We start from the raw sequence: 22,326 nt of genomic DNA on the forward strand, positions 1-22,326 counted from the left end.
CCGAATGGATCCCACCCCCGCACCTCGAGCGCGGCCAACCCCGCACCAACACCTTCCACCACCCCGAAAAACTCCTCCACCACGAAGACGACGACGAACACGATGGCGGCGACGGCCACGCGGCGTAGCACACATGCCGCCGCACTGACTACTCTGACTTCTCGTGACTGATCAGCACACCTTGCTGTTGATGCGGCACGCGAAGTCCGACTACCCGCCCGGTGTCGCCGACCATGATCGGCCGTTGGCGCCGCGCGGCATTCGGCAGGCCGGTCTCGCCGGCGACTGGTTGCGCGCCCACGCGCCCACCGTCGACGGCGTGCTGTGCTCCACGGCGACGCGCACCCGGGAGACGCTGCTGCGCACCCGTGTCGATGCGCCAACGCGGTTCAGCGAGCGCATCTATGCCGCCACCCCGGGCGCGGTGATCGACGAGATCAACAACACCGGCGACGACGTCAGCACGCTGCTCGTCATCGGACACGAGCCGACGATGTCCACCCTGGCGCTGGGGCTCAGCGGCACCGCAGATACGAACATCGCTGCGGCCGAACGAATTTCGGTCAAGTTTCCGACGTCGGCGATCGCGGTACTCACCGTGCCGTGCGCCTGGAAGCAGCTCGAACTGGGGGCGGCGACGCTGATCGGCTTCGAGGTGCCGCGCTGACGTTGGCCGGCGCAGCTGGTCGTTGCCGGCGAGCCGCTACGAGTTGGTGGCCAGCGTCAGCTCCATCAGCTTGATCGCCTGTCCGCACGCGTCGATGCCCGGCGCCTGCGGGTTGATCCACCATCCGACCACCCCGGCGGCATCGCTGGCCACGCCGCACGCGCCGTTCGCGTCGTCGGGACGCATCACGATCGAGTCGATGCCGGCGATCGAACGGGTCTCGATCTTGTACTTCAGGAATTCGGCGACCTTGCGCTCGTTGCTGAGGCTGCCCTGCTCGAACCAGAACCGGGTGATGTCGATGAGGCCGGCCGGGTTGGCAGCCTGCCAGCGACAGATCGCACCGACGAACGTGCTCTGGATGTCGAGCGGGTCGGCGCCCACGGTCTTGGCCAGAATGTCGCTGGTCAAGACTTCGCACTCCTTGAGCAAATTCGGATACTGCTGCTGAGAGTTGTTGTTGCGGGGCACATTGCCACCCGCCTTGACCGCGTTGCCGCCGATAGAGCGGGAACAGCCCGTCAACACCAGCAGCGCCGCGATCACGACCGCCGCGACAATGCGGGCCGTCCTTCTGCGCGATCCGGCGGGCATCGAGGTCGTCATTTCGAGTTCGCAATCGACTGACGAGCCAGTTCCTTCGCGATGTCGCACGGCGGCGGGAACGGCTTCTGACTGAAACTGATTGACCATTCAATAAAGTCGTCCTGGAACTGGATGCCCACCTCGCACAGCGAGTCACCCAGGTTGGGTTCGTTGCCGACGGCGATGAAACCGCCGTGGCCGTCGATGTTGATGTCGTCGACGCTGGCGCGGGAGAGTTCCTCGGTCTTGCGCTCGCGGCCGATGGGGCTACCGCGATACCAGGAGAACGAGAAGTGCGGCCCGAGGATGCCGCCACCCGCGAGCCACTGACACCCGACGGAGTTGCGCGCGGTGTTGATCAGTCCGGTCACCTTGGTGAGCTCCGCTACGGTCTGGTCGCTGATGCCCCCGCACTGCGGGAACATCGCACCGTGGCTGCCCCGGCCGTTCTGCGGCGTCGACGACGCCGTCGCCCCCGGCTTGTTGTCGCCGGAATCCGAGCAACCCGCGGCCGCCGGAACCAGGATCGTCAACGCCGACGCTGCGAGAGCCAGCGCCCTCGCGTTACGCCGCACCGCTGCGCTGCTTCCGTCGCCCCCGCTGCTGGTCCACACGATGCACTGTAGCGGCAGCCCAGCGGGTCAACCACCGACGCGCCTGAGCAGGTAATTTTCGGTTGCAAACAAGTGCGGTGGCGACGGTGACCGCCGGCGGTCGCCGGGGACGGCCGGGCGGGCGGTATGCGACAGTTACCCCATGCTCCTGGCACTGCTGCGCCAGTACATCGCGCCGTACCGACGGCTGGTGGCGGTGCTGATGGCGCTGCAGCTGATCAGCAGCCTCGCGTCGCTGTATCTGCCGACGGTCAACGCCGCCATCATCGACGAGGGCGTGGCCAAGGGCGACACCACCACGATCGTCCGGCTGGGCATGGTGATGCTCGGGGTCACCGCTCTACAGGTGTTGTGCTCGGTCGGGGCGGTCTATTTCGGCTCGCGCACCGGTATGGGTTTCGGACGCGACCTGCGGGCCGCGATATTCGAACACGTCACCACCTTCTCCGAGCGCGAGACCGCCCACTTCGGAGCGCCGACGCTGCTGACGCGCAGCACCAACGACGTGCGGCAGATCCAGTACCTGGTTCAGATAACGGGCACCGTTCTGGTGACGGGACCGATCATGTGCCTTGGCGGGATCTTCATGGCCATCCGCCAGGAGGCCGCGCTGACGTGGCTGCTGCTGGTCAGCGTGCCGATCATGGCGGTGGCCAACTACTGGGTGATGTCACACATGCTGCCCCTGTTCCGCCGAATGCAAGGCCTGATCGACGGCATCAACCGGGTGATGCGTGACCAGCTGGCCGGCGTGCGGGTTGTCCGGGCGTTCGCCCGGGAAGGCTTCGAGCGTGACCGCTTCGCCCGCGCCAATACCGCCCTGTCGAAGACCGCGCTGACCGCGGGCAACTGGCAAGCGTTGATGCTGCCGGTGACCACGCTGACCATCAATGTGTCCAGCGTCGCGCTGATCTGGTTCGGCGGATTGCGCATCGACCGAGGCCAGATGCAAGTCGGCTCGTTGACCGCCTTCCTGGCCTATTTCACCCAAATCCTGATGGCGGTGCTGATGGCGACGATGACGCTGGTGGTGTTGCCCCGTGCCTCCGTCTGCGCCGAACGGATCACCGAGGTGCTCACCACCCGCCCCGCCGTCACCGACCCGCCCAACCCGCGGTCCCCACGTGGTGAGATCACCGGTACGGTTCGATTGGACGGCGCGACATTCACCTATCCGGGCGCCGATCGGCCAGTGCTGCAAAATATTTCACTGACCGCGCGGCCCGGAACCACCACCGCCATCGTCGGCGGCACCGGGTCGGGGAAGTCGACGCTGGTCTCGTTGATATGCCGGCTCTACGACGTGACGGGCGGCATCGTCTCGGTCGACGGCATCGACGTCCGCGACTACCGGACCGAGCGGTTGTGGTCGGCGATCGGTCTGGTCCCCCAGCGCGGCTACCTCTTTTCCGGAACGGTCGCCGACAACCTGCGGTACGGCGCCGCGCCACACCAGACGGTCACCGACGAACAGATGTGGGACGCGTTACGGGTGGCCGCCGCAGACGATTTCGTACGAGCCCACGACGACGGGCTGCACATGCGCGTCGCCCAGGGCGGTAGCAACTTCTCCGGCGGACAGCGGCAACGACTCGCCATCGCGCGGGCGGTGATCCGCCGCCCGGCCATCTACTTGTTCGACGACTCGTTCGCCGCGCTCGACGCGCGCACCGACGCCCGGGTCCGCGCCTCGCTGCGGGAGATTTCCGGCCAAGCCACCGTTATCATTGTCACACAACGCATTTCGATCACAGCCAAAGCCGACCAGGTGATCGTGATCGACAACGGGAACCTGGTGGGCGCGGGCACACACGAATCGCTGCTGGCCGAGTGTGCCACCTACGCCGAATTCGCCGACTCGCAGTCGGTCGGCGTCGCGCGATCGGGGCGAGTCGGAGGCTCGCGGTGACCCGCGCGACCGTCACGGCCGCTCGGGCCGCCCCCGTCACCGGTTCGCGTGACTTCTGGGGCACGGCCGCCCGTCTGGTGAAACAGCTTGCGCCGCAACGGCGGCTGTGCCTCGCGGTGATCGCTCTGGGCCTCACCGGCACGGCGATCGGGGTGATCGTTCCGCGGATCCTGGGGCATGCCACCGATTTGCTGTTCGACGGGGTGATCGGGCGCCGGCTCCCCGCTGGAATCACCAAGGCGCAGGCCGTCGCCGCCGAACGCGGCCGCGGCGCCGACACCTTCGCCGACTTGCTGTCCGGGATGAATGTGGTACCCGGCCGGGGCGTGGATTTCGGGGCGGTCGCACGAACGCTGGCGTTGGCGCTGGCCCTCTATCTCGTATCCGCGCTGCTGATTTGGGCGCAGGCCCGGCTACTCAACGTCACCGTGCAGCGCACCATGATGGCGCTGCGTTCCGATGTCGAGGACAAGATCCACCGATTGCCGTTGTCCTACTTCGACGGCCGCCAGCGTGGTGAGCTCCTGAGCCGGGTCACCAACGACATCGACAACATCCTGTCGTCGCTCTCGATGACGATAAGCCAGCTGCTCACGGCGGTTCTGACCGTGGTCGCGGTGCTGGCGATGATGCTGTCCATCTCGCCGCTGCTGGTGGTGATCACCGTGTTGACGGTGCCATTGTCGTTGTTGGCGACGCGGGCGATCGCGCGACGCTCACAGCGGCTGTTCGCCGCCCAGTGGAGCAGCATCGGACGCCTCAACGCGCACATCGAGGAGACCTACAGCGGATTCACGGTGGTCACGACGTTCGGCCACCAGGCGGCCGCGCGCGAACAGTTCCGCGCCCTCAACGCCGACGTCTACCACGCCAGCTTCGGTGCCCAATTCGCCTCCGGGATGGTGGCACCGGCGACGACGTTCATCGGTAACCTCGGTTACGTCGCCGTCGCCGTGGTGGGCGGCCTGCAGGTGGCCACCGGCCATATCACCCTGGGCAACATCCAGGCGTTCATTCAGTATGTGCGGCAATTCAACTCACCGCTGAGCCAGCTGGCCGGGATGTACAACACCCTACAGTCCGGGGCCGCCAGCGCGGAACGCGTTTTCGCGCTGCTCGACGAACCCGAGGAGCCGCCGGATCCCGCGCCCGCCAACCCGCCCGGCCCTGCCGGCACCGCGCCGCGACCCGCCGGCCGCGTCGAGTTCGCCCATGTGTCCTTCGGCTACCGGCCGGGCACACCGGTGATCGAAGACCTGTCGATGGTGGCCGAGCCGGGCAGCACGGTGGCGATCGTCGGGCCAACCGGAGCGGGCAAGACCACACTGGTGAACCTGCTGATGCGGTTCTACGACGTCGACGCCGGCCAGATCCGGCTCGACGGGGTCGACATCACCGCGATGGACCGCCAGTCGCTGCGGTCGCGAATCGGCATGGTGCTGCAGGACACCTGGCTGTTCGAAGGCACCATCGCGCAGAACATCGCCTACGGACGTCCCGACGCCGGTGAAGACGAGGTCCTCGACGCCGCCAGAGCCGCCTACGTCGACCGCTTCGTGCGGACGTTGCCGGCCGGCTACCAGACCCGGATCAGCGGCGACGGCGGCAACGTGAGCGCCGGCGAGAAGCAACTCATCACCATCGCACGCGCCTTTCTCGCCCGCCCACAGTTGCTGATCCTCGACGAGGCCACCAGCTCGGTCGATACGCGCACCGAAGCCCTCATCCAGCGCGCGATGCGCGAACTGCGCCGCGATCGCACGAGTTTCATTATCGCGCACCGCCTTTCGACGATCCGCGATGCGGACCGAATCGTGGTGGTCGAGGCAGGCCGCATTGTCGAACAGGGCAACCACACCGAGTTGCTGGCCCGGCGCGGAGCGTATTACGCGATGACCCAGGCCTAGCCAGACGGGTCCAATTGGGTACGAACACTTTTCAGCCGCGGAGCGCGCCGGGTTGCCGGGATTGTCAACGAAGCCGCCCATGTGACGTCACAATCACAAGTGTGACCTCACGGCATCCCACGCCGCGGACGCGGAAAGGCTGGTAGGCGCGATGGCCGACCAACGTCTGACCTTCGGTCTGCTCGGGCCGGTGCAGATGAGCGTTGACGGTGCGTTGGTGCCGCTGGGCACGCCCAAACAGCGGGCGGTGCTGGCCATGCTGCTGATCAACCGCAACAACCCGGTCGGCGTCGACCGGCTCATCGGCGCGCTGTGGGACGAGTCGCCGCCCTCGGGCGCGCGGGCCGGCATTCACTCCTACGTGTCCAACCTGCGCAGGCTGCTCACCGGCGCCGGCGTCGACCCGCGGACGACTCTGGTCGCGGCACCGCCCGGTTATCGGCTCAACATCGGCGAGGACGCATGCGATGTCGGCCGCTTCATCGCCGAAAAGACCGCCGGTGTGCACGCGGCGGCCGCGGGCCGCTTCGAACAGGCCGGCCGGCACCTGTCGGCCGCGCTGGCCGAATGGCGCGGCCCGGTGCTCGAGGACCTGGACGACTTCCGGTTCGTCGACGCCTTCGCCGCGTCGCTCGCGGAGGAGAAGATCCTGGCCCACACGGCACAGGCCGAGGCCGAAATCGCCTGCGGACGCGCCTATACCGTGATCGCGGAACTGGAGGGCCTGACGGCCGAGCATCCCTACCGTGAGCAGCTGTGGGCCCAATTGATGACCGCCTACTACCTCACCGACCGCCAATCCGAGGCGCTGGCGGCCTACCGCCGCGTGCAAAAGTCGCTTGCCGACGACCTCGGAATCGACCCAGGCCCGAACCTGCGGGCCCTCAACGACCGGATCCTGCGGCAAGAACCGCTGGATGCCAAGAAGAATGCGATGACGACCGCGGCGGTCGCGATCACCGTGCTCGAGCAGTACACGTGCGACACCAAGACGGTCGCCTTCCTGCACGAAACGTCCGGGCGTAGCCATCCGCTGCAACGGTCGACAACGATCGGGCGGCTCGGCGACAACGACATCGTCCTGGACTCCCCCAAGGTCAGCCGCCACCACGCCGTCATCGTCGATACCGGAAGCGGTTACGTCATCGAGGACCTGCGGTCCTCGAACGGCGTGCACGTGCGGGACCAGCGAATCGGTTCGGCCGCGACGCTGCGCGACGGCGACCGCATCCGGATCTGCGACCGCGAATTCACCTTCCGGATCGCCGCCGACAACGGCGACGACGCGCGGTAGGACGCCGGCAGGCCGCACCGCGCCGAGCCGCGCGGCGATTGTTCCCGTTATGGTGCGGTGGTACGGCGTGGGCGCTTACCGTCATGATTGCTCAGTCACGGGCTGCGATCATGTGCCTGTCCGCAAAGTCTCCACCGAGAGCGGCAGGCCAGGGCGGGTTGGAAGGATGAGGAATGAGTGACGAGCAGTCCTCACGGGCGGGGTCGATGTTCGGCCCCTACCACCTGAAGCGGTTGCTGGGCCGCGGTGGGATGGGTGAGGTCTACGAGGCCGAGCACACCGTCAAGGAGTGGACGGTCGCGGTCAAACTCCTCTCCGGAAGCTTCAGCAGAGACCCGGTGTTTCGCGAACGATTGAAACGCGAGGCCCGCACCGCCGGTCGTTTGCAGGAACCGCACGTGGTGCCGGTGCACGACTACGGCGAGATCGACGGTCAGATGTTCCTCGAGATGCGTATGGTCGAGGGCACCGACCTGGACAGCGTGCTCAAGCGCTTCGGCCCGCTGACCCCGCCCCGCGCGGTCGCCATCATTACCCAGATCGCCTCGGCGCTCGACGCCGCCCACGCTGCCGGCGTGATGCACCGCGATGTCAAGCCGCAGAACATTCTGATCACCCGCGACGACTTCGCCTACCTTGTCGACTTCGGCATCGCCAGCGCCACCACCGACGAGAAGCTCACACAGCTCGGCACCGCGGTCGGCACATGGAAATACATGGCGCCGGAACGGTTTTCCGACGCAGAGGTCACCTACCGTGCCGATATCTACGCACTTGCCTGTGTGCTGTTCGAGTGCCTGACCGGATCCCCGCCCTACCGTGCCGACAGCGCCGGGGTGCTGGTCTCCGCCCACATGATGGACCCCGTCCCCGCGCCCAGCGAGCAGCGCCCGGGCGTCCCCAAGGCCTTCGACGCGGTGATCGCCCGCGGCATGGCCAAGCGGCCCGAAGACCGTTACGCCAGCGCCGGTGACCTGGCCCTGGCCGCCAGGGAAGCGCTCAGCAACCCGGACCAGGACCGGGCCGCGACCATTTTGCGCCGCAGCCAGGAATCCGCGCTGCCCACCACCGACATCGACGGTGCGCGGGCCAACACTCCGGCGCCGCCACCGGCGTACCAGCCCACCTTCAACACCCCGCCGCCGTCGCCCTTCGACCCGCCGCCGGCCGCCAGTTCCGGTCCGATACCAACGCCGGGCGTTCAGACGTGGACCGCCGGGCAACCTGCGCCGCCGTATTACCAAGGCGGCAACGCCAATTACCAAGGCGGCAACGCCAACTGGGGCGGCCCGCCACAGTTCAGCAGCTCGACACCGTGGGTTCAGCCTCCGCCCAAGGCGCACCGCAATGTCTGGCCGATCATCGCGGCCGTCGTCGTGGTGCTCGTGGTGATCGCGGGCGGGGTGGGAATCTGGCTGGCCGTTCGACCGAAGCCGCAACCACCCCAGGCCGCCCCGCTTGGGCCCGAACGCCTCAGTGCCCTGCTGCTCGGTCCGGCCGACGTCAACACGGTGATGGGCTCGTCATCGATGCAGCCGGGCAAACCGATCACGGCGACGGACAGCTCCTCGGTGACGGTCTCGGCGCCCGATTGCCAGGGCGCGCTCTACACCACCCAGGATCCGGTGTACGCCGGCACCGGCTACTCGGCGGTCAGCGGACTGGTGTCCTCCGAGCCGGGCGATAACTACGACCACTGGGTCAACCAGGCCGTGGTGCTGTTCCCGTCCGCCGACAAGGCCAAGAGCTTCGTGGAGAACTCCGCGGAGAAGTGGAAGGGCTGCGCCGGCAAGACCGTGACGGTCAACAACAAGAGCAAGACCTATCGGTGGACGTTCGCCCAGGTTCAGGGCGAGCCGCCCAGGATCACGCTGATAGACACCCAGGAGGCTGCCGACGGCTGGGAGTGCCAGCGCGCGCTCAGCGTGGCCAACAACGTGGTCGTCGACATCAACGCGTGCGGGTACCACATCAGCGATCAGGGCGGCCAGATCGCCGACAAGATCGTCGCCAAGATCGACAGCGTGAAGCCGGAAGGCTGACCACCACTCGAGGCGCTCAGGCCGTGTTTACGACCGAAGGTCGGGACCCTCTGCGCGCAGGTCGTCAACCGCTGACATCGCGCCGCGCAACTTGGCCAGCCACTCATCGGCGTGCTCACCGACCAGCTTCACCGACCACGCGAGAGCGTCGGCCCGCGAGCGTGCGACCCCGGCATCGACCAGCGTGTCCAGGACTTGACGTTCGGGTTGTTTGAGCCGCGTCATGACCGGTACTGCTATGTGGGTGAACAGAATTCGCTCAGTGCCTGGCGTCTCGTTTCCTGATGTAGAGGCGACCTCCACGCCCCAGGAAACCTTGCGGCCATAGCGATCCTGCGCCTCGTCGGCGATGCGCATTCGCTCCGACCGCGTGTCTTCGCGGAATCGCGAGGCCCGCCCGGCCGCGCGGGCCTCGCTGGCTTCCCTTTCCGCGCCCGCCGGTTGTGGGAGCGTGCCGATGACGGTGATTTCTTCGCGGTCGACGATCACCGTCGGGTCGCCGTCGAACCAGTCATCCGGAAGACGTCCGGCGAACCAATCCGCGGCGTCGCCGGCGTCGGGCTGCTGGGCTTGCTGCCAGCCCCCGGGGCGGCCATACCGCCGCCCATGTGTGTGGTGAGGTTTCATGATTACATAATTACATCGTTACAACCTGGTGGGAATAGCGTTTCACCGGCAGCGAACGGCCGGCTTGAGGGCCGACCCGCTTCCCTGTGGCAACCCGTTGATCTGGGCTGTTCGACGGCGTATTTTCAATAGCGAAGCAGGCCCGGAAGCGACCAATTCGAAGTGCCGGAACACGGGGTAGGAATCCGGCCGCGTAGGACACGCATAAGACGGAGTCAGACGCCCCCAGTAGTCGCGCCGGGCCTGCCCATGTGTTCTCCTTTGGCCCGGTCGTCAGTCGCCGTCGCCCCGCCGGACGCGGAACAGCTTCACCTCGTTCTTGATGCCCTTGAGGCGGCGTGCGCCGGCGAACGACCCGGAGAACTGACCGTTGTCGCCGACGACGTCCCAGACCGAATCCGCGGCCAGCACGGTGCCCGGGCGCGCCACGTTGGTGACACGGCTCGCCACGTTGACCGGACTGCCGAACCAGTCTCCGGCCCGGCTCACCGCCATGCCGGACGCCAATCCCGCTCGCAGCCGGGGAAAGTCGTTGTCGGTGTCGACGGTTTCGACGAGTTTCACGATGACGTCCAGCAACGGCAGCGGGTCGGGGCAGACGAACATCACCGCGTCACCGATGGTCTTGATGAATCGCACCGGCGGCACGGTCATGTCCCGGGCGAGGATGGCCAGCCGGTTGGCCAGGTGCCCCAGCTCCTCGGGCGATACCGCCTCGCCGATCCGGGTGAAGTCGACCAGGTCCGCGAAGGCGACGGTGATCTGACGTGCGCCCGGTAGCGGCTTGCCCGCGGCGCGCTCCGCGGCATTGACCGCTTCGGTCTCCATCATGTGACGCAGCTGCATGAACAGCATGTTCTGAATCATCGGGCCGAGCATTGGGGCGATCTCGGACACCAAAGCCTTTGAGCCCTTCGCGATTTCGATTTCGCTGGCTCCCGGATGCATGATCGCCGAAAGCGCCGAGTAGCGCATGACTTCAGCCGCCCGCGAAAGGCCTTCGGCGAGCACCCGAACCACCAGGACCACCTGTTCGGGATCCAGGCCCGCCTCCACGAACCGCTGGGCGAAGGCGGCGGATTCACCGTCGGCGCGCATGTGCACAACCGCGTCGGGGTCGTCGACCCGGGCCAGGCCGATCGCGCGTTGCACGCGTTGCAGCAAATCCAGGTCGATGCCGTGGGTTTCGCTGATTTCACGGGTGGACACGTAGCTGCCGTCGTCGCCGATGAGGTGGCGGGTGGCCAGCAGCAGGGGCGGATTGGTCGCGCGGATCTCCTCGGCGGTGACGCCCTGATCCAGCAGCCAGTTCACGAGTTCGGCACGTTCGCTGCGTGCGCTTCCCTCGAGCCCGTCGAGCAGATCGTCGATGTTGTCGTCGGCCCCGTCCTGCACGTCGCCAACGTACAACGCGGGCAAGCCATGATGTGAGGCGATGAGCACACCGCTGTTGCGGGGATTCCCGCCGATCGTCGATGAGCGCGCCAGGACGCTGGTCCTGGGCTCGTTTCCCAGCGCGCAATCACTGGCGACCGGCCAGTACTACGCCAATCCGCGTAATGCGTTCTGGTCGATCACCGGTGAGTTGTTCGGCTTCGCTGCCGCCGCGACGTACGACAGGCGGCTCGCGGCGCTGCAGTCCCATGGCGTCGCACTCTGGGATGTGCTGCACGCCTGTCGACGGGTCGGCAGCTCCGACTCGGCGATCGAGCCCAACAGTCTGGTGGTCAACGAATTTGGCCGGCTGTTCGCGCGCCGTCCCGCCATCACGGCGGTGTACTTCAACGGCGCCAAGGCCGCCGACCTGTTCCGCAGGCTGGTGCGGGCGCCCGATCGGATCCGGTGTGAGCGCCTGCCGTCGACCAGCCCGGCCCACGTGATGGGGCCGGGCGCCAAGCTCTCGGCCTGGCGTGTGATCGCGAGCGCGGCGCAGCCGGGCGAAGCGGGTCACCGCCCATAAACCCCGCGTGTGATCGCGAGCGCGGCGCAGCCGGGCGAAGCCAGGCCGCTATGACACCGGTGGCTGCTGGTGCGCCCACGGTCGGGCCTCTTCGATCTGCGCCGCCAGCGACAACAGCATCGCTTCGTCGTAGGGCCTGCCGACCAGCTGGATCGACATCGGCAGGCCGTCGCGGTCGAAGCCCCACGGCACCACCGCCGCCGGCTGCCCGGTCAGGTTCCAAACCTGCTGATAAGGAACGTATTGCCCCACCCGCAGCAACGTCGACACGGCTCCGCGGCGCTGATAGGCGCCGATGCGCGACGGGCCCGTCGCGGTGCCGGGTGTGATGACCACGTCGACGTCGTCGAAGATCGCCTGAATCCGCGCGATCACGGCGTCCTGGTTCGCGCGGATGGCGTCCATTCGCTGGTCCGAGAAGAACGACCCCATGCGGGCAATCTTGCGGGTGCGGGGTTCCAGCCGTTCCGGATGGGCCAGGGCGTCCGCGTCATCGCAGATGCCGCGCAAATAGCGGGGCAGATAGTTGGCGAACATCGCCGACATCGGATATTCGGGGTCGGCCCTGACAACGTCGTGGCCGAGGTCGCGCAGCAACGCACCGGCCTGGTCGACCGCCATCAGCTCGGGCTTGCCGACTCGGACCGGCTGTGGGGTTGGAACCTTGGTGCTCAACGCAATTCGCAAGCGGCCGGGACTGCGCTCCGCCGCGCAGGCAAACTCGCCTTCGGGACCGGGCACGGTCGACGTGGCATCCAGGAACACGGCGGCGTCGAGCACCGTTCGCGCGATCGGGCCGTTGACGCTCAGCCCGTACCAGGCGTCATCGTGGGGTTCCAGTGACACGCGGTCGCGTTGCGGCTTCAGGCCGAAAACTCCACACCAGGTCGAGGGGATGCGAATCGAGCCGCCGCCGTCGGATCCCAATGCCAGCGAAGCCAACCCGGCGGCGACCGCGGCGGCGCTCCCCCCGCTACTGCCGCCCGGGGTGCGGGTCAGGTTCCACGGATTACGGGTGGCTCCGAACGTCGTCGACTCCGTGAACGGCAACATCATCAGCTCGGGCACATTGGTTTTGCCGATGATCACCGCACCCGCGGAGCGCAACCGGCGCACCACCTCCGCATCGGAGGTGACGGCGGGCCGGTGGCCGCCGCTGCCGAAGGTCGTCACCTGGCCCGCGACGTCGACGTCGTCTTTGATCGCGATCGGCACGCCCAGCAGCGGTAGCCGCTCGCCGGCGTCCAGGCGCGCCTGGGCCACCGCGGCCTCATGACGAGCCTCGTCGACGAGCACCACGCGGTAGCAACGCAGCTGGCTGTCCAACTGCGCGATCCGCGTCAGGTAGTGCTCGAGCAATTCCGGCGCGGCCAGTTCACCGTCGGCCAGCATGCGCGCGTGTGCCGCCGCGCCGGCGAAGGCGAGATTGCTCACCGCGGCAGCGTATCGGATCGGGCGGCCCCCGACCGGCCCCGCGCCGCCGCCTGCGGCAACCAGTACCGTGGGCGACATGTCCTGCGTGTTCTGTGCGATCGTCGCCGACGAGGCCCCGGCCATCCGGATCTACGAAGACGACGACTACCTGGCCATCCTCGACATTCGCCCGTTCACCCGCGGCCACACCCTGGTCGTGCCCAAACGGCACAGCGCCGACCTCACCGACACCCCGCCCGAGACGCTGGCCGGGATGATCACGCTGGGCCAACGCATCGCCCGGGCCGCGCGCAGCACCGAACTCGCCGATGCGACCAACATCGCCGTCAACGACGGCAGCGCCGCTTTCCAGACCGTGTTCCACATCCACCTGCACGTCCTGCCCCGCCGCAACGGCGACAAGCTGTCGGTGGCCAAGGGACTGCTGCTGCGCCGCGATCCCGACCGGGAGGCGACCGGCCAGATTCTGCGCACCGCGTTGGCCCGCATCGACGCCAGTCGGCCGGATTAATCTCTGCCGCAACGAGATTCGTTGGTCCTAGAACAGCTCTTTGGCCAGCAGCTCCAGCGTGGCCACCCGCGCGGGCGCGGTGGCGGGATCGGTGCCGCGGCGGGCCGAGGCCACCGGGTTCACCATGACTTCGTCGACGCCGAACCGGCCAGCCAGTTCCCGGATCTGGTCGGCGGCCTCCGCCGGCGTCCCCACAACGGCGCGTCGCAGGCCGCTTTCGACGATCCGCTGTTGTGGCCCGGTCAGCTCGGCCACTTGCGCCTCCTCGACCAGCGGTACCGGCCCGAGCGGCTGCCCCGTTCGGAGCCGGGCCATCATCTGCAGGTTGGGCAACATCAATGCCGTTGCCTCTGACCGAGTTTCGGCTACCGCGGCGTTAACCGTCAAAAACGTCAGCGGCTCTGCCGTGAGCCCACTGGGCCTGAACCGAGCGCGATAGACCTCGAGCGCCTCTTCGGTTCCGTTGCCGGAGAAGTGATGTGCGAACACGTACGGCAACCCCTTGGCGGCCGCCAGATGCGCCGAATACATCGACGAGCCCAGCAGCCACAGCCGCGGCTCGCCGGCTGCCGCCGGCGTGGCCTTGAGCGTGTAATCGCCCGAGCGCAACGGAACCCGAACGCCGCGTGCGCTCATCAGCGCCGCCACGTCGTCGAGATATTCCGGGAAGTTCTCGATGTCGCGATCGCCCTGGCCGCCACGCAGCGCATAGGACGTCACCGGATCGGAGCCGGGCGCGCGGCCGATGCCGAGGTCGATCCGGCCCGGGGCGGCGGCCTCCAGCAGCGCGAACTGCTCGGCCACCGCCAACGGGGCGTGATTGGGCAGCATCACACCGCCCGAGCCCAGCCGCAGTCGCGAGGTCTGCGCGGCCAGGTAGGCAATCACCACCGGCGGGCTGGTGGCACCCACCGAAGCCATGTTGTGGTGCTCGGCGACCCAGTAGCGGGTGAAACCCTGCCGGTCGGCGGCCTGCGCCAGCTGCACGGTGGCCGCCAGCGCGTGGCCGGTGGTCTGGTCGGTGCGCACCGGGATGAGATCGAGGACGGATAGACGCACGATGGCGTCAACGCGTGCGGGCCCGCAAACGTTCCCGTCGGCCGTGACGCGGCTCAATAGTCCTTCAGCGTGATCGAGGCGACGATACGGTCGAACACCTCTTGCGGTATCGGCGCACCGCCGGGAATGTTGTCCACGACCAGCCACTGGTTGCGCTTGACGTAATCGCTGAACTCGCGATGATAGTTGGCGAATCCGGCTTCATAGTCCAGGTTCTCGCCTTCGGCGGCCGCCTTGAGCTCACCGGCGAGGAGGTAAGCGCCAAGCAGCGCGACACTGGTGCCCTGACCCGACAGGGGCGAACAGCAGTATCCGGCGTCACCGACCAGCGCCACCCTCCCCCGCGACCAGCGATCCATCTTGATCTGCGCCATCTCGTCGAAGTAGAAGTCCGGCGCGCTGCGCATGTACTCCAGCAGTTGCGGGCGAACCCAGCCATCGCCGGCCATCCGCCGCTCCAGCTCGGCGAATTGGGCCGCGGTGTCGCGGTAGTCGATACGCAGATCGGTGTCCATGAAACCCACCATGGCCCGCGCCTCGGCGTTGTTGCGCGCACTGTAGACGCCAGCCATGGTGGCGTCGCCGTAGTGCCACATCTGCCAATAATCCAGGTCCAAGAAGTTGGGCACAGTGAAGATCGCTGCGTGCGTGCCCAGCCTCTCGATGAAATCCTCTTCCGGCCCGAACACCAACCGCCGCACGTTGGAGTGCAAACCGTCGGCGCCGATGACGAGGTCGAAACTGCGCGGGGCGGCGCGCTCGAAGGTGACGCTGACCGCCGCGCCATCGTCGTGTACCGCGGTGATGGTGTCGTCGAAGAGGTACTCGGCCGTCCATTGGCTTGCGCCGTAAAGCAATTCGACCAAGTCGTCGCGCAGGAGCTCGATGTTGGGGCTGTCGATGGGCCCACCGGTGGGTGTCGACTCGGTGTCCCGGGACAATTCGTTGCCGTCGCGGTCGACGACCGAGGAGCCGCGGATTTGCGTTCTGCGTGTCTGGGCGGCGCCCAGAAGGCCCATGCGCTCGAGCACCGTCAGCGCGGGCCCGCGCACGTCGATCGCCTGACCGCCCGGCCTCGGCCCCCGATGGCGCTCGACCACCGTCACCGAAAAGCCATGCCGTCCAAGCCAAAAGGCCGTGGCGGCACCGGCCACGCTGGCGCCGGACACCAGAACACTAGACATGAGAAGTCACTTGATCCCCGCCAGTTCCTTTGCGTCACGGAAGACGTCGTCGAGCATTGCTGGTGTCAACCTACCGGTGAACATGTTTTGCTGGCTCGGGTGGTAGCAGCCGAGCAATCGCACACCGGGCGCCAGCTCGGCGACGACGCCATGACCGAAGCGGGGCTTGCGCCCCGTCGCGGCGCCCGGCAGCCGCAGCGCGATCTGCCAGCCGAACCCGCCCAGCGCCACCACCACGCGAACATCGCCGGACACCAACTGCCATTCGGCTTGCAGCCAGGGCCAGCAGGCGTCGCGCTCCGCCGGCGTGGGGGCGTTGGCGGGAGGCGCGCACCGCACGGGCGCGACGATGCGAACCTTGTTGGTTCGCAACCCATCCGCGGCATCGACGCTGGTCGGCTGATTCACCAGCCCGGCCCGGTACAGCGCCGCGTACAACTGGTCGCCCGAGCGGTCGCCGGTGAACATGCGCCCCGTGCGGTTGGCGCCGTGTGCCGCGGGTGCCAGCCCGACGATCAACAGTCGGGGCCGCGCCGATCCCCAACTGGGCACGGGGCGCCCCCAATACGGTTGGTCGGCAAAGGCCCGGCGTTTGACGACCGCGACTTCCTCGCGCCAGCTGACCAGCCGCGGGCAGGCCCGGCAGACGCTGACCAGGGCATCGAGTTGGGGAATCGAGCCGGCATGTGCGGCGCGCTCGCCGACGGCGGCGGCGTCGCCCGCCACCGCGGTCTGGGGTGTGGCGGGATCGCCCGGCCAGCCGGTGCCCGCGCCGACCGGAGAGCTGAACGCCTGGCCGGTGCGGGGGTGGGCGAGCACATGAACATCCTGCATGCACCGGTGGGGACCACGAAATCCAGTGGCTCCCGCCGCCGGATTGCGGTTAGATTTTGCCGCGATATCCATGAGTAATGCGAGCCGCGGCCCGGCCTCCCTGATCCTGGTGGCGACGCTGCTCGCGACGACGGGCACCGGCATTTCGATCGTCGCGTTCCCCTGGCTGGCGTTGCAGCATCACGACAGCGCCAAGGATGCCTCGATCGTGGCCGCGGCCATGACGCTGCCGTTGGTGCTTTCCACACTGATCGCCGGCGCCGCGGTCGATTTCTTCGGGCGCCGCCGGGTGTCTTTGGTCTCCGATGCGCTCTCCGGCATCGCGGTCGCCGGTGCGCCCCTCACCGCTTGGCTGTTCGGGACCGACGCGATCAACGTCGCCGAACTGGCGGTGCTGGCCTTCTTCTCAGCCGCTTTCGACCCTGCCGGGACCACCGCCCGCCAGTCGATGCTGCCCGAGGCCGCCACCCGCGCGGGCTGGTCGCTGGACCGCACCAACAGCGTCTACGAAGCGATTCTGAACGTGGCCTACATCCTGGGCCCGGGCATCGGCGGTCTGATGATCGCCACAGTGGGCGGCGTCGACACGATGTGGATCACGGCCGGCTGTTTCGGGTCGTCCTTCCTGACCATCGGGGCGTTGCGGCTCACAGGCGCCGGTAGTCCTGCGCCGGCGGACCGGCCCGGCGGGTGGAAGGCCGGCATCGCCGAAGGGTTGCGCTTCGTCTGGAACCTGCGGGTGCTCCGCACGCTCGGCCTGATCGATCTGTTCGTCACGGCGCTGTACCTGCCGATGGAGAGCGTGCTCTTTCCGAAGTACTTCACCGACCACCACCAACCCGCCCAGTTGGGATGGGCGTTGATGGCGCTCGGGCTCGGTGGGGTGGTGGGCGCGCTCGGCTACGCGGTGCTCTCGAAGTACAGCCGGCGGCGCACGGCCGTGCTGACCGCAACCCTCACCTTCGGCGCCGCGGCGGCCGGCATCGCGTTCCTGCCGCCGTTGCCGGTGATCCTGGTGCTGTGCGCGATCACCGGCCTGGTCTACGGGCCGATCCAGCCGATCTACAACTTCACCATGCAGACCCGGGCCCCGCAGCGGCTCCGCGGCCGCATCGTCGGGGTGATGACCGGGTTGACCTACGCGGCGGGCCCCTTGGGCTTGCTGGTGGCCGGTCCGCTGACCGACGCGGCCGGGCTGAAGGTGACGTTTCTGGTGCTGGCGGTGCCGATCATGCTGATCGGTCTGGTCGCCTGCCGGCTGCCGTCGCTGTACGAACTCGACCGCGCGCCGGAGTTCGCCGGCGACCCGGGGGCGTGAGACGGGCCTAGTATCGGGCGGGTGAGCTCTGATGCCGTGGCCGGCTTGATCGCCGCCCTGCCCGACGGGATGGTCGTCACCGACCCGACCGTGACCGAAGGCTATCGCCAGGACCGCGCCTTCGACCCGTCGGCAGGCAAGCCGCTGGCCGTGGTGCGGCCGCGGCGCACCGAAGAGGTGCAGACCGTGCTGCGCTGGGCCGCCGAACACCGCGTGCCCGTCGTCACCCGCGGCGCGGGCAGCGGGCTGTCCGGCGGGGCGACCGCGCTGGACAACGGCATTGTGCTGTCCACCGAGAAGATGCGCGACATCGCCGTCGACCCGGTGACCCGCACCGCGGTGTGCCAGCCCGGGCTGTTCAACGCCGAGGTGAAGGCGGCCGCCGCCGAGCACGGCCTGTGGTATCCGCCGGATCCGTCGTCGTTCGAAATCTGCAGCATCGGCGGCAATATCGCCACCAACGCCGGCGGGCTGTGCTGCGTGAAGTACGGCGTCACCACCGACTACGTGCTGGGCATGGAGGTGGTGCTGGCCGACGGCACCGCGGTCCGGCTCGGCGGCCCGCGCCTCAAGGATGTCGCGGGGCTGTCGTTGACGAAGCTGTTCGTGGGCAGCGAGGGCACTTTGGGCGTGGTCACAGAGGTGACGCTGCGGCTGGTGCCCAAGCAGAACGCGTCCAGCGTCGTGGTGGCCAGTTTCGCGACCATCGAGGACGCGGTCGAAGCGGTGCTCGGCGTAACCGCGCGGCTTCGTCCCTCGATGCTGGAGTTCATGGATTCGGTCGCGATCAACGCCGTCGAGGACAGCATGCGCATGGACCTGGACCGCGGGGCGGCCGCGATGCTGGTCGCCGCGTCCGACGAGCGCGGGCGCGCCGGTAGCGAGGACGCCGAAATCATGGCCGAGATCTTCGCGGAACACGCTGCGACGGAAGTGTTTTCGACCGATGACCCCGATGAGGGCGAGGCGTTCGTCGCCGCGCGGCGGTTTTGCATCCCGGCCGTCGAGGCCAAGGGAGCGTTGCTGCTCGAGGACGTCGGGGTGCCGCTTCCGGCGCTGGGCGAGCTGGTCACCGGGATCGCGCGCATCGCCGCCGAGCGTGACCTGATGATCTCGGTGATCGCGCACGCGGGCGACGGCAACACCCACCCGCTGATCGCCTACGACCCCGCCGATGCCGACATGACCGAGCGCGCCCACCTCGCGTTCGGCGAGATCATGGACCTGGCCGTCGGGCTGGGCGGCACGATCACCGGGGAACACGGCGTCGGGCGGCTCAAACGGCCGTGGCTGGCCGGGTATCTGGGCCCCGACGTGATGGAGCTCAACCAGCGCATCAAGCGGGCGCTGGACCCGTTGGACATCCTTAACCCCGGCTCGGCGATCTAGTTCTGCCCGGCGATCGAGCGCCCGACTCGCGGGGAGGTCGGTGTGCGGCGCACGCCCGGCGGGGCGCCCTTCACCGTTACTCGATATCGGTGTGAAGTTCCCAGGGTTTCATGCCGAGGAGACTCGCCAGGCGCCCCTGCATCTGGACGCCGGAAGGCAGCGGGCGCCACCATATGGTCACCTCGGCGATCTTGCCGTGCGCGTCGAGCAGGAAGTAGTCCACCCCGTCGACCACGGTGTCTTCGATCTGCAGCCGGAAGTATGCGGCGTGGTGCGTCTCGCCGCTGAGGACTTCCTTGTAGGTGAGATCGGCAGCTACCGTGCCGACGGTCCGCATGGCTTCTAGGACTGTTTCGCGGCCGATGAGTGGCTCATCGTTGAGCGGGCCGTACAGCACCACGTCCTCGGCGAGGATCGCGGAAAGAGCGTCTTTGTCTGCGCCGCCGTGCATGCAGTCGACGAAAGACTCCACGGCGTCGCGGTGCGGGGCGAACGTTGTCATGTGACTCCTTATGGCCTTCGTTGCCGGTGGTTCGTGAGGCCTGGTCGGCGCGTCCACCATGTGATTTGGTGTGCGAATACCGCTGTCTCTCAATCAGATTGCCGACATTCCGCCGTCAACAACCAATTCAATGCCGTTGACATAACTCGAGTCGTCTGAGGCGAGGAACAATGCGGCCGACGCGATCTCCTCCGGGCGGCCCATCTCTTTCCGCGGGATCAGGGATTCGAACTGCGCCTTCGCCTCGTCAGTCAGCACCTGCTCCTGGAGTGGCGTGATAACCGCGCCGGGGGTCAGGACATTGACCCGAATCTTCCTGTCCTTCAACTCGGAAACCCACACCCGCGCGTAGGCGGGCAGCACGGCCTCGCTCGCTGCGTACACGCTCCACTCGGGGTAGCCCTTGAGCGACGCGTTTGACCCCGTCATGAAGATCGAGCCGCCATCGTTGAACAGCGGCAGCGCCTTTTGGACCGTGAACAGCGTGCCGCGCGCGTTGAGCCAGAAGGCGTCATGGAAGTCCGCCTCGGTGATGTCGCCGAGCCGGCGCGCCTCGCCCGTGCCGGCACTTGCCCACAACACGTCGATTGCACCCATTTTTCGCTTGACCGTGTCGAACAGACGGTCCAGATCGTCGAGGTTCGCCGAATCACCTTGCACACCAGTAACATTGCCGCCGATCATCGCGACCGCTTCGTCCAGCACGTCCTTCCTCCGGCCCGAGATGAAGACGTGCGCTCCTTCGTCGGCGAACAACTTGGCGCCGGCCAGCGCCATGCCACTTGTCGCGCCGGTGATTACCGCGACCTTGCCATCGAGTTTTCCCACGATCTCTCCATTCGTTTGCGGGTTGTCGTCCGTCGTGAACACTTGGACCGTCAGTCGGCGGGGAAGTAGTTGCCGTTGTCCATATCGGCGAACAGGCCGGGCTGAGCGGGTTCCCAGCCGAGGGTCTGGCGAGTGATGAGGTTGGATGCCGGGAGGTCCATCGTGACCGGATACGCCAAGGCGCCAAAGTATCCCGGCAGCATGAGGACGTCCGCCGGGACGCTCACGACGGGCAGGCCCAGATGCTTGCCGATGGCCTCGGCAATCGCGCGGAACGCGATGCCCCCGTCCTCTACCGCGTGCCATGCTTTACCGGCCGGACTCTTCTCCAGCGCCAAGCGGAACAGCGAGGCCGCGTCACGGATGTGCACGGTGACCCACCGGTTTGCACCGTCTCCGGGGTAGCCTGCGACGCCCTTCTCCTTTGCGAGTGCGATCAGCCCTGGGAGGAAGCCGGCAGTATCGGTGGTGCTGTGCGCGATGAGCGGAAGCCGTACGACCGAAGACCGCACACCTCGGTCGGCGAGGCCGAGTACGGCTGCCTCCACGGCGTTACGAAACCTCAGGGTGCCCTTGTACTTTTCGCCCCCGGGCAGGACCGGGTCGTTCTCGGTGGCCGGCCGGCCGAGGCCCTCCCCGGGGCTGCCTATGCTGCCCGCGGTGACTAATGGCTTTCCTGTTCCCGCCAGTGATTCGCCGAGCGCCGCGACTTGCTCGAACTCCACGGCGGTGACGGCATCGATCCCGCCGGCTGCGAGCTGGTCGCGCCGGAACGCGACGTGGATGACACCGTCGGATTCCGCGGCTGCCTCCTTGAGCCCGTCGAGGTCCTCGATGTTGCCGCGGCGCACCTTGGCACCGAGCGCGGACAGTGCCGCCGCGGCGTCGTCCGACCGGGCCAGGCCGGTGACCTCGTGCCCGGCGCCGATCAGCTCGGGGATGATGTGCGAGCCGGCATGGCCGGTCCCGCCGGTGACGAAAACGTGCATGTGACAGTCCTTCTCAGGTAGGCGGTACGAACCTGCTCAGCTGAAAACGCTGATGCCGAGAGCGAAGTTTGTGTGCTTCGCGGCTTGCGACATGAGGCCCATCTGCAGCAGCCCGGCGTTCTCCAGGACCCGCGCCATCGGCAACAGCCCGACGTCGAGAGGGCGCAGCCCTAAGCTCTCGATAAACGCCGACATGCTCGCCTTGGCCCGCGCGTCATCGCCGGCGATGAAGACGTCCAGCGTCCGGCCCTGGGCCAGGACGACACCGAAGATGGTGTTGAACGCCTTCACCACGCTGGCGCTGGCCGGGGCCGCCTTCGCAACTTCCTGCGCGATGGAGGTGCTATCGGGGATCGCCAGCCCATCGCCCGCGGCATTGAAGGGGTTGCTGATGTCGACGATGACCTTGTCCGCGAGCGCGTAACCGTACTGGGTGACGACCGGAACGACATCGGCATACGGCAGGGCCACGATTACGATGTCGCCGGCCGGGACGGCGCCGAACTCTCCCGTCATGGCGCTGCCGCCGAGAGCCTTGGCCAGTTCAGCGGCCTTGGACTGATCGCGGCCCACGATCTCAACGGTGTTGCCGCCCGCTACTGCGAGCGCGCCGAGGGCACGGGCCATGTTTCCGGTGCCGATGATGCTGATGCTGTTCATGGATTGTCGCGTC

The 22,326-nt window shown here is 67.6% G+C and carries 22 protein-coding genes; 10 read left to right on the forward strand and 12 right to left on the reverse strand.

Going from position 1 to position 22,326, the window contains the following annotated elements:
* Positions 1 to 128 (forward strand): hypothetical protein (locus OQ789_RS26010; protein WP_420716119.1); only part of this gene is annotated, 128 nt, incomplete at its 5' end.
* Positions 129 to 163: 35 nt separating this feature from the next.
* A complete protein-coding gene (locus tag OQ789_RS14250) occupies positions 164 to 667 on the forward strand; it encodes a histidine phosphatase family protein (protein ID WP_324686581.1) in 504 nt (167 codons plus the stop codon).
* 36 nt (positions 668 to 703) lie between these two features.
* Here the strand turns inward: OQ789_RS14250 and OQ789_RS14255 are convergent, their stop codons facing one another.
* Together OQ789_RS14255 and OQ789_RS14260 are read right to left on the reverse strand one after the other, a co-directional pair.
* Complete coding sequence (locus tag OQ789_RS14255) at positions 704 to 1,261, reverse strand: DUF3558 domain-containing protein (protein ID WP_324686582.1); 558 nt, start codon at positions 1,259 to 1,261, stop codon at positions 704 to 706.
* A gap of 8 nt (positions 1,262 to 1,269) precedes the next feature.
* Positions 1,270 to 1,827 (reverse strand): DUF3558 domain-containing protein, encoded by a 558-nt coding sequence (locus OQ789_RS14260; protein ID WP_324686583.1) that lies wholly within the window; start codon positions 1,825 to 1,827, stop codon positions 1,270 to 1,272.
* A 181-nt stretch (positions 1,828 to 2,008) separates the two neighbouring features.
* On the opposite strand from OQ789_RS14260, the gene OQ789_RS14265 reads away from it, so the two are divergent.
* The 4 genes from OQ789_RS14265 (at position 2,009) to OQ789_RS14280 (ending at position 9,018) form a co-directional block, all read left to right on the forward strand.
* Positions 2,009 to 3,775, forward strand: a complete 1,767-nt coding sequence (locus OQ789_RS14265) for an ABC transporter ATP-binding protein (protein ID WP_324686584.1) — start codon at positions 2,009 to 2,011, stop codon at positions 3,773 to 3,775.
* Complete coding sequence (locus OQ789_RS14270; protein ID WP_324686585.1) at positions 3,772 to 5,682, forward strand: ABC transporter ATP-binding protein; 1,911 nt, start codon at positions 3,772 to 3,774, stop codon at positions 5,680 to 5,682. Before OQ789_RS14265 ends, OQ789_RS14270 begins: the two co-directional genes overlap by 4 nt.
* 151 nt (positions 5,683 to 5,833) lie before the next feature.
* The gene (locus tag OQ789_RS14275; RefSeq protein ID WP_324686586.1) at positions 5,834 to 6,976 is read left to right on the forward strand and encodes a BTAD domain-containing putative transcriptional regulator; all 1,143 of its coding nucleotides are present in this window, start codon (positions 5,834 to 5,836) and stop codon (positions 6,974 to 6,976) included.
* A gap of 173 nt (positions 6,977 to 7,149) precedes the next feature.
* Positions 7,150 to 9,018 (forward strand): serine/threonine-protein kinase PknH/PknJ, encoded by a 1,869-nt coding sequence (locus OQ789_RS14280; RefSeq protein WP_324686587.1) that lies wholly within the window; start codon positions 7,150 to 7,152, stop codon positions 9,016 to 9,018.
* A 27-nt stretch (positions 9,019 to 9,045) separates the two neighbouring features.
* On the opposite strand, the gene OQ789_RS14285 is transcribed toward OQ789_RS14280, so the two are convergent.
* Both OQ789_RS14285 and OQ789_RS14290 read right to left on the reverse strand, forming a co-directional pair.
* Entirely contained in the window at positions 9,046 to 9,645 is a 600-nt protein-coding gene (locus OQ789_RS14285) for a hypothetical protein (protein WP_324686588.1), read from the reverse strand.
* Between the two features lie 273 nt (positions 9,646 to 9,918).
* Complete coding sequence (locus tag OQ789_RS14290) at positions 9,919 to 11,040, reverse strand: adenylate/guanylate cyclase domain-containing protein (protein WP_324686589.1); 1,122 nt, start codon at positions 11,038 to 11,040, stop codon at positions 9,919 to 9,921.
* A gap of 40 nt (positions 11,041 to 11,080) precedes the next feature.
* Here OQ789_RS14290 and OQ789_RS14295 point away from each other — a divergent pair, with 40 nt between their 5' ends.
* Positions 11,081 to 11,605 (forward strand): DNA-deoxyinosine glycosylase, encoded by a 525-nt coding sequence (locus OQ789_RS14295; protein WP_324686590.1) that lies wholly within the window; start codon positions 11,081 to 11,083, stop codon positions 11,603 to 11,605.
* A 48-nt stretch (positions 11,606 to 11,653) separates the two neighbouring features.
* Here OQ789_RS14295 and OQ789_RS14300 read toward each other — a convergent pair whose 3' ends face one another.
* Positions 11,654 to 13,039: an amidase gene (locus tag OQ789_RS14300; protein ID WP_324686591.1), complete on the reverse strand. Its 1,386-nt coding sequence runs from the start codon at positions 13,037 to 13,039 to the stop codon at positions 11,654 to 11,656.
* Positions 13,040 to 13,115: 76 nt separating this feature from the next.
* Between OQ789_RS14300 and OQ789_RS14305 the strand changes: the two genes are divergently transcribed.
* The gene (locus OQ789_RS14305; RefSeq protein ID WP_324686592.1) at positions 13,116 to 13,550 is read left to right on the forward strand and encodes an HIT family protein; all 435 of its coding nucleotides are present in this window, start codon (positions 13,116 to 13,118) and stop codon (positions 13,548 to 13,550) included.
* A 27-nt stretch (positions 13,551 to 13,577) separates the two neighbouring features.
* Here the strand turns inward: OQ789_RS14305 and OQ789_RS14310 are convergent, their stop codons facing one another.
* The 3 genes from OQ789_RS14310 to OQ789_RS14320 are packed head-to-tail and all read right to left on the reverse strand — an operon-like array spanning position 13,578 to position 16,627.
* The gene (locus OQ789_RS14310; protein ID WP_324686593.1) at positions 13,578 to 14,609 is read right to left on the reverse strand and encodes an LLM class flavin-dependent oxidoreductase; all 1,032 of its coding nucleotides are present in this window, start codon (positions 14,607 to 14,609) and stop codon (positions 13,578 to 13,580) included.
* A gap of 53 nt (positions 14,610 to 14,662) precedes the next feature.
* Positions 14,663 to 15,793, reverse strand: coding sequence for an FAD-binding protein (locus OQ789_RS14315; protein WP_324686594.1), 1,131 nt, complete (start codon positions 15,791 to 15,793; stop codon positions 14,663 to 14,665).
* Between the two features lie 6 nt (positions 15,794 to 15,799).
* The gene (locus OQ789_RS14320; protein ID WP_324686595.1) at positions 15,800 to 16,627 is read right to left on the reverse strand and encodes a uracil-DNA glycosylase; all 828 of its coding nucleotides are present in this window, start codon (positions 16,625 to 16,627) and stop codon (positions 15,800 to 15,802) included.
* Positions 16,628 to 16,697: 70 nt separating this feature from the next.
* Between OQ789_RS14320 and OQ789_RS14325 the strand changes: the two genes are divergently transcribed.
* On the forward strand, positions 16,698 to 17,945 hold the full coding sequence (locus tag OQ789_RS14325; protein WP_324686596.1) for an MFS transporter: 1,248 nt from the start codon (positions 16,698 to 16,700) through the stop codon (positions 17,943 to 17,945).
* A gap of 69 nt (positions 17,946 to 18,014) precedes the next feature.
* Positions 18,015 to 19,334 carry an FAD-binding oxidoreductase gene (locus OQ789_RS14330; RefSeq protein ID WP_420716120.1) on the forward strand — a complete coding sequence of 440 codons (1,320 nt, stop codon included), beginning with the start codon at positions 18,015 to 18,017 and terminating at the stop codon, positions 19,332 to 19,334.
* A 76-nt stretch (positions 19,335 to 19,410) separates the two neighbouring features.
* Here OQ789_RS14330 and OQ789_RS14335 read toward each other — a convergent pair whose 3' ends face one another.
* From OQ789_RS14335 to OQ789_RS14350, 4 genes are all read right to left on the reverse strand, one after another.
* Entirely contained in the window at positions 19,411 to 19,836 is a 426-nt protein-coding gene (locus OQ789_RS14335) for a nuclear transport factor 2 family protein (RefSeq protein WP_324686598.1), read from the reverse strand.
* Between the two features lie 93 nt (positions 19,837 to 19,929).
* Entirely contained in the window at positions 19,930 to 20,664 is a 735-nt protein-coding gene (locus OQ789_RS14340; protein ID WP_324686599.1) for an SDR family NAD(P)-dependent oxidoreductase, read from the reverse strand.
* A gap of 50 nt (positions 20,665 to 20,714) precedes the next feature.
* Positions 20,715 to 21,653, reverse strand: coding sequence for an SDR family oxidoreductase (locus tag OQ789_RS14345; RefSeq protein ID WP_324686600.1), 939 nt, complete (start codon positions 21,651 to 21,653; stop codon positions 20,715 to 20,717).
* A gap of 36 nt (positions 21,654 to 21,689) precedes the next feature.
* Positions 21,690 to 22,313 carry an NADPH-dependent F420 reductase gene (locus OQ789_RS14350; RefSeq protein ID WP_324686601.1) on the reverse strand — a complete coding sequence of 208 codons (624 nt, stop codon included), beginning with the start codon at positions 22,311 to 22,313 and terminating at the stop codon, positions 21,690 to 21,692.
* Positions 22,314 to 22,326 lie beyond the last annotated feature (13 nt).

This window comes from Mycobacterium sp. 94-17 (genome assembly GCF_035617725.1).
Lineage (GTDB): Bacteria > Actinomycetota > Actinomycetes > Mycobacteriales > Mycobacteriaceae > Mycobacterium.

Bases quoted from the DNA above. Each gene is read 5' to 3' on its own strand.
- OQ789_RS14255 (WP_324686582.1), bottom strand. From the start codon at position 1,261: ATGCCCGCCGGATCGCGCAGAAGGACGGCCCGCATTGTCGCGGCGGTC.
- OQ789_RS14265 (WP_324686584.1), top strand. From the start codon at position 2,009: ATGCTCCTGGCACTGCTGCGCCAGTACATCGCGCCGTACCGACGGCTG.
- OQ789_RS14275 (WP_324686586.1), top strand. From the start codon at position 5,834: ATGGCCGACCAACGTCTGACCTTCGGTCTGCTCGGGCCGGTGCAGATG.
- OQ789_RS14280 (WP_324686587.1), top strand. From the start codon at position 7,150: ATGAGTGACGAGCAGTCCTCACGGGCGGGGTCGATGTTCGGCCCCTAC.
- OQ789_RS14285 (WP_324686588.1), bottom strand. From the start codon at position 9,645: ATGAAACCTCACCACACACATGGGCGGCGGTATGGCCGCCCCGGGGGC.
- OQ789_RS14295 (WP_324686590.1), top strand. From the start codon at position 11,081: ATGAGCACACCGCTGTTGCGGGGATTCCCGCCGATCGTCGATGAGCGC.
- OQ789_RS14305 (WP_324686592.1), top strand. From the start codon at position 13,116: ATGTCCTGCGTGTTCTGTGCGATCGTCGCCGACGAGGCCCCGGCCATC.
- OQ789_RS14315 (WP_324686594.1), bottom strand. From the start codon at position 15,793: ATGTCTAGTGTTCTGGTGTCCGGCGCCAGCGTGGCCGGTGCCGCCACG.
- OQ789_RS14320 (WP_324686595.1), bottom strand. From the start codon at position 16,627: ATGCAGGATGTTCATGTGCTCGCCCACCCCCGCACCGGCCAGGCGTTC.
- OQ789_RS14325 (WP_324686596.1), top strand. From the start codon at position 16,698: ATGAGTAATGCGAGCCGCGGCCCGGCCTCCCTGATCCTGGTGGCGACG.
- OQ789_RS14330 (WP_420716120.1), top strand. From the start codon at position 18,015: ATGGTCGTCACCGACCCGACCGTGACCGAAGGCTATCGCCAGGACCGC.
- OQ789_RS14335 (WP_324686598.1), bottom strand. From the start codon at position 19,836: ATGACAACGTTCGCCCCGCACCGCGACGCCGTGGAGTCTTTCGTCGAC.
- OQ789_RS14345 (WP_324686600.1), bottom strand. From the start codon at position 21,653: ATGCACGTTTTCGTCACCGGCGGGACCGGCCATGCCGGCTCGCACATC.
- OQ789_RS14350 (WP_324686601.1), bottom strand. From the start codon at position 22,313: ATGAACAGCATCAGCATCATCGGCACCGGAAACATGGCCCGTGCCCTC.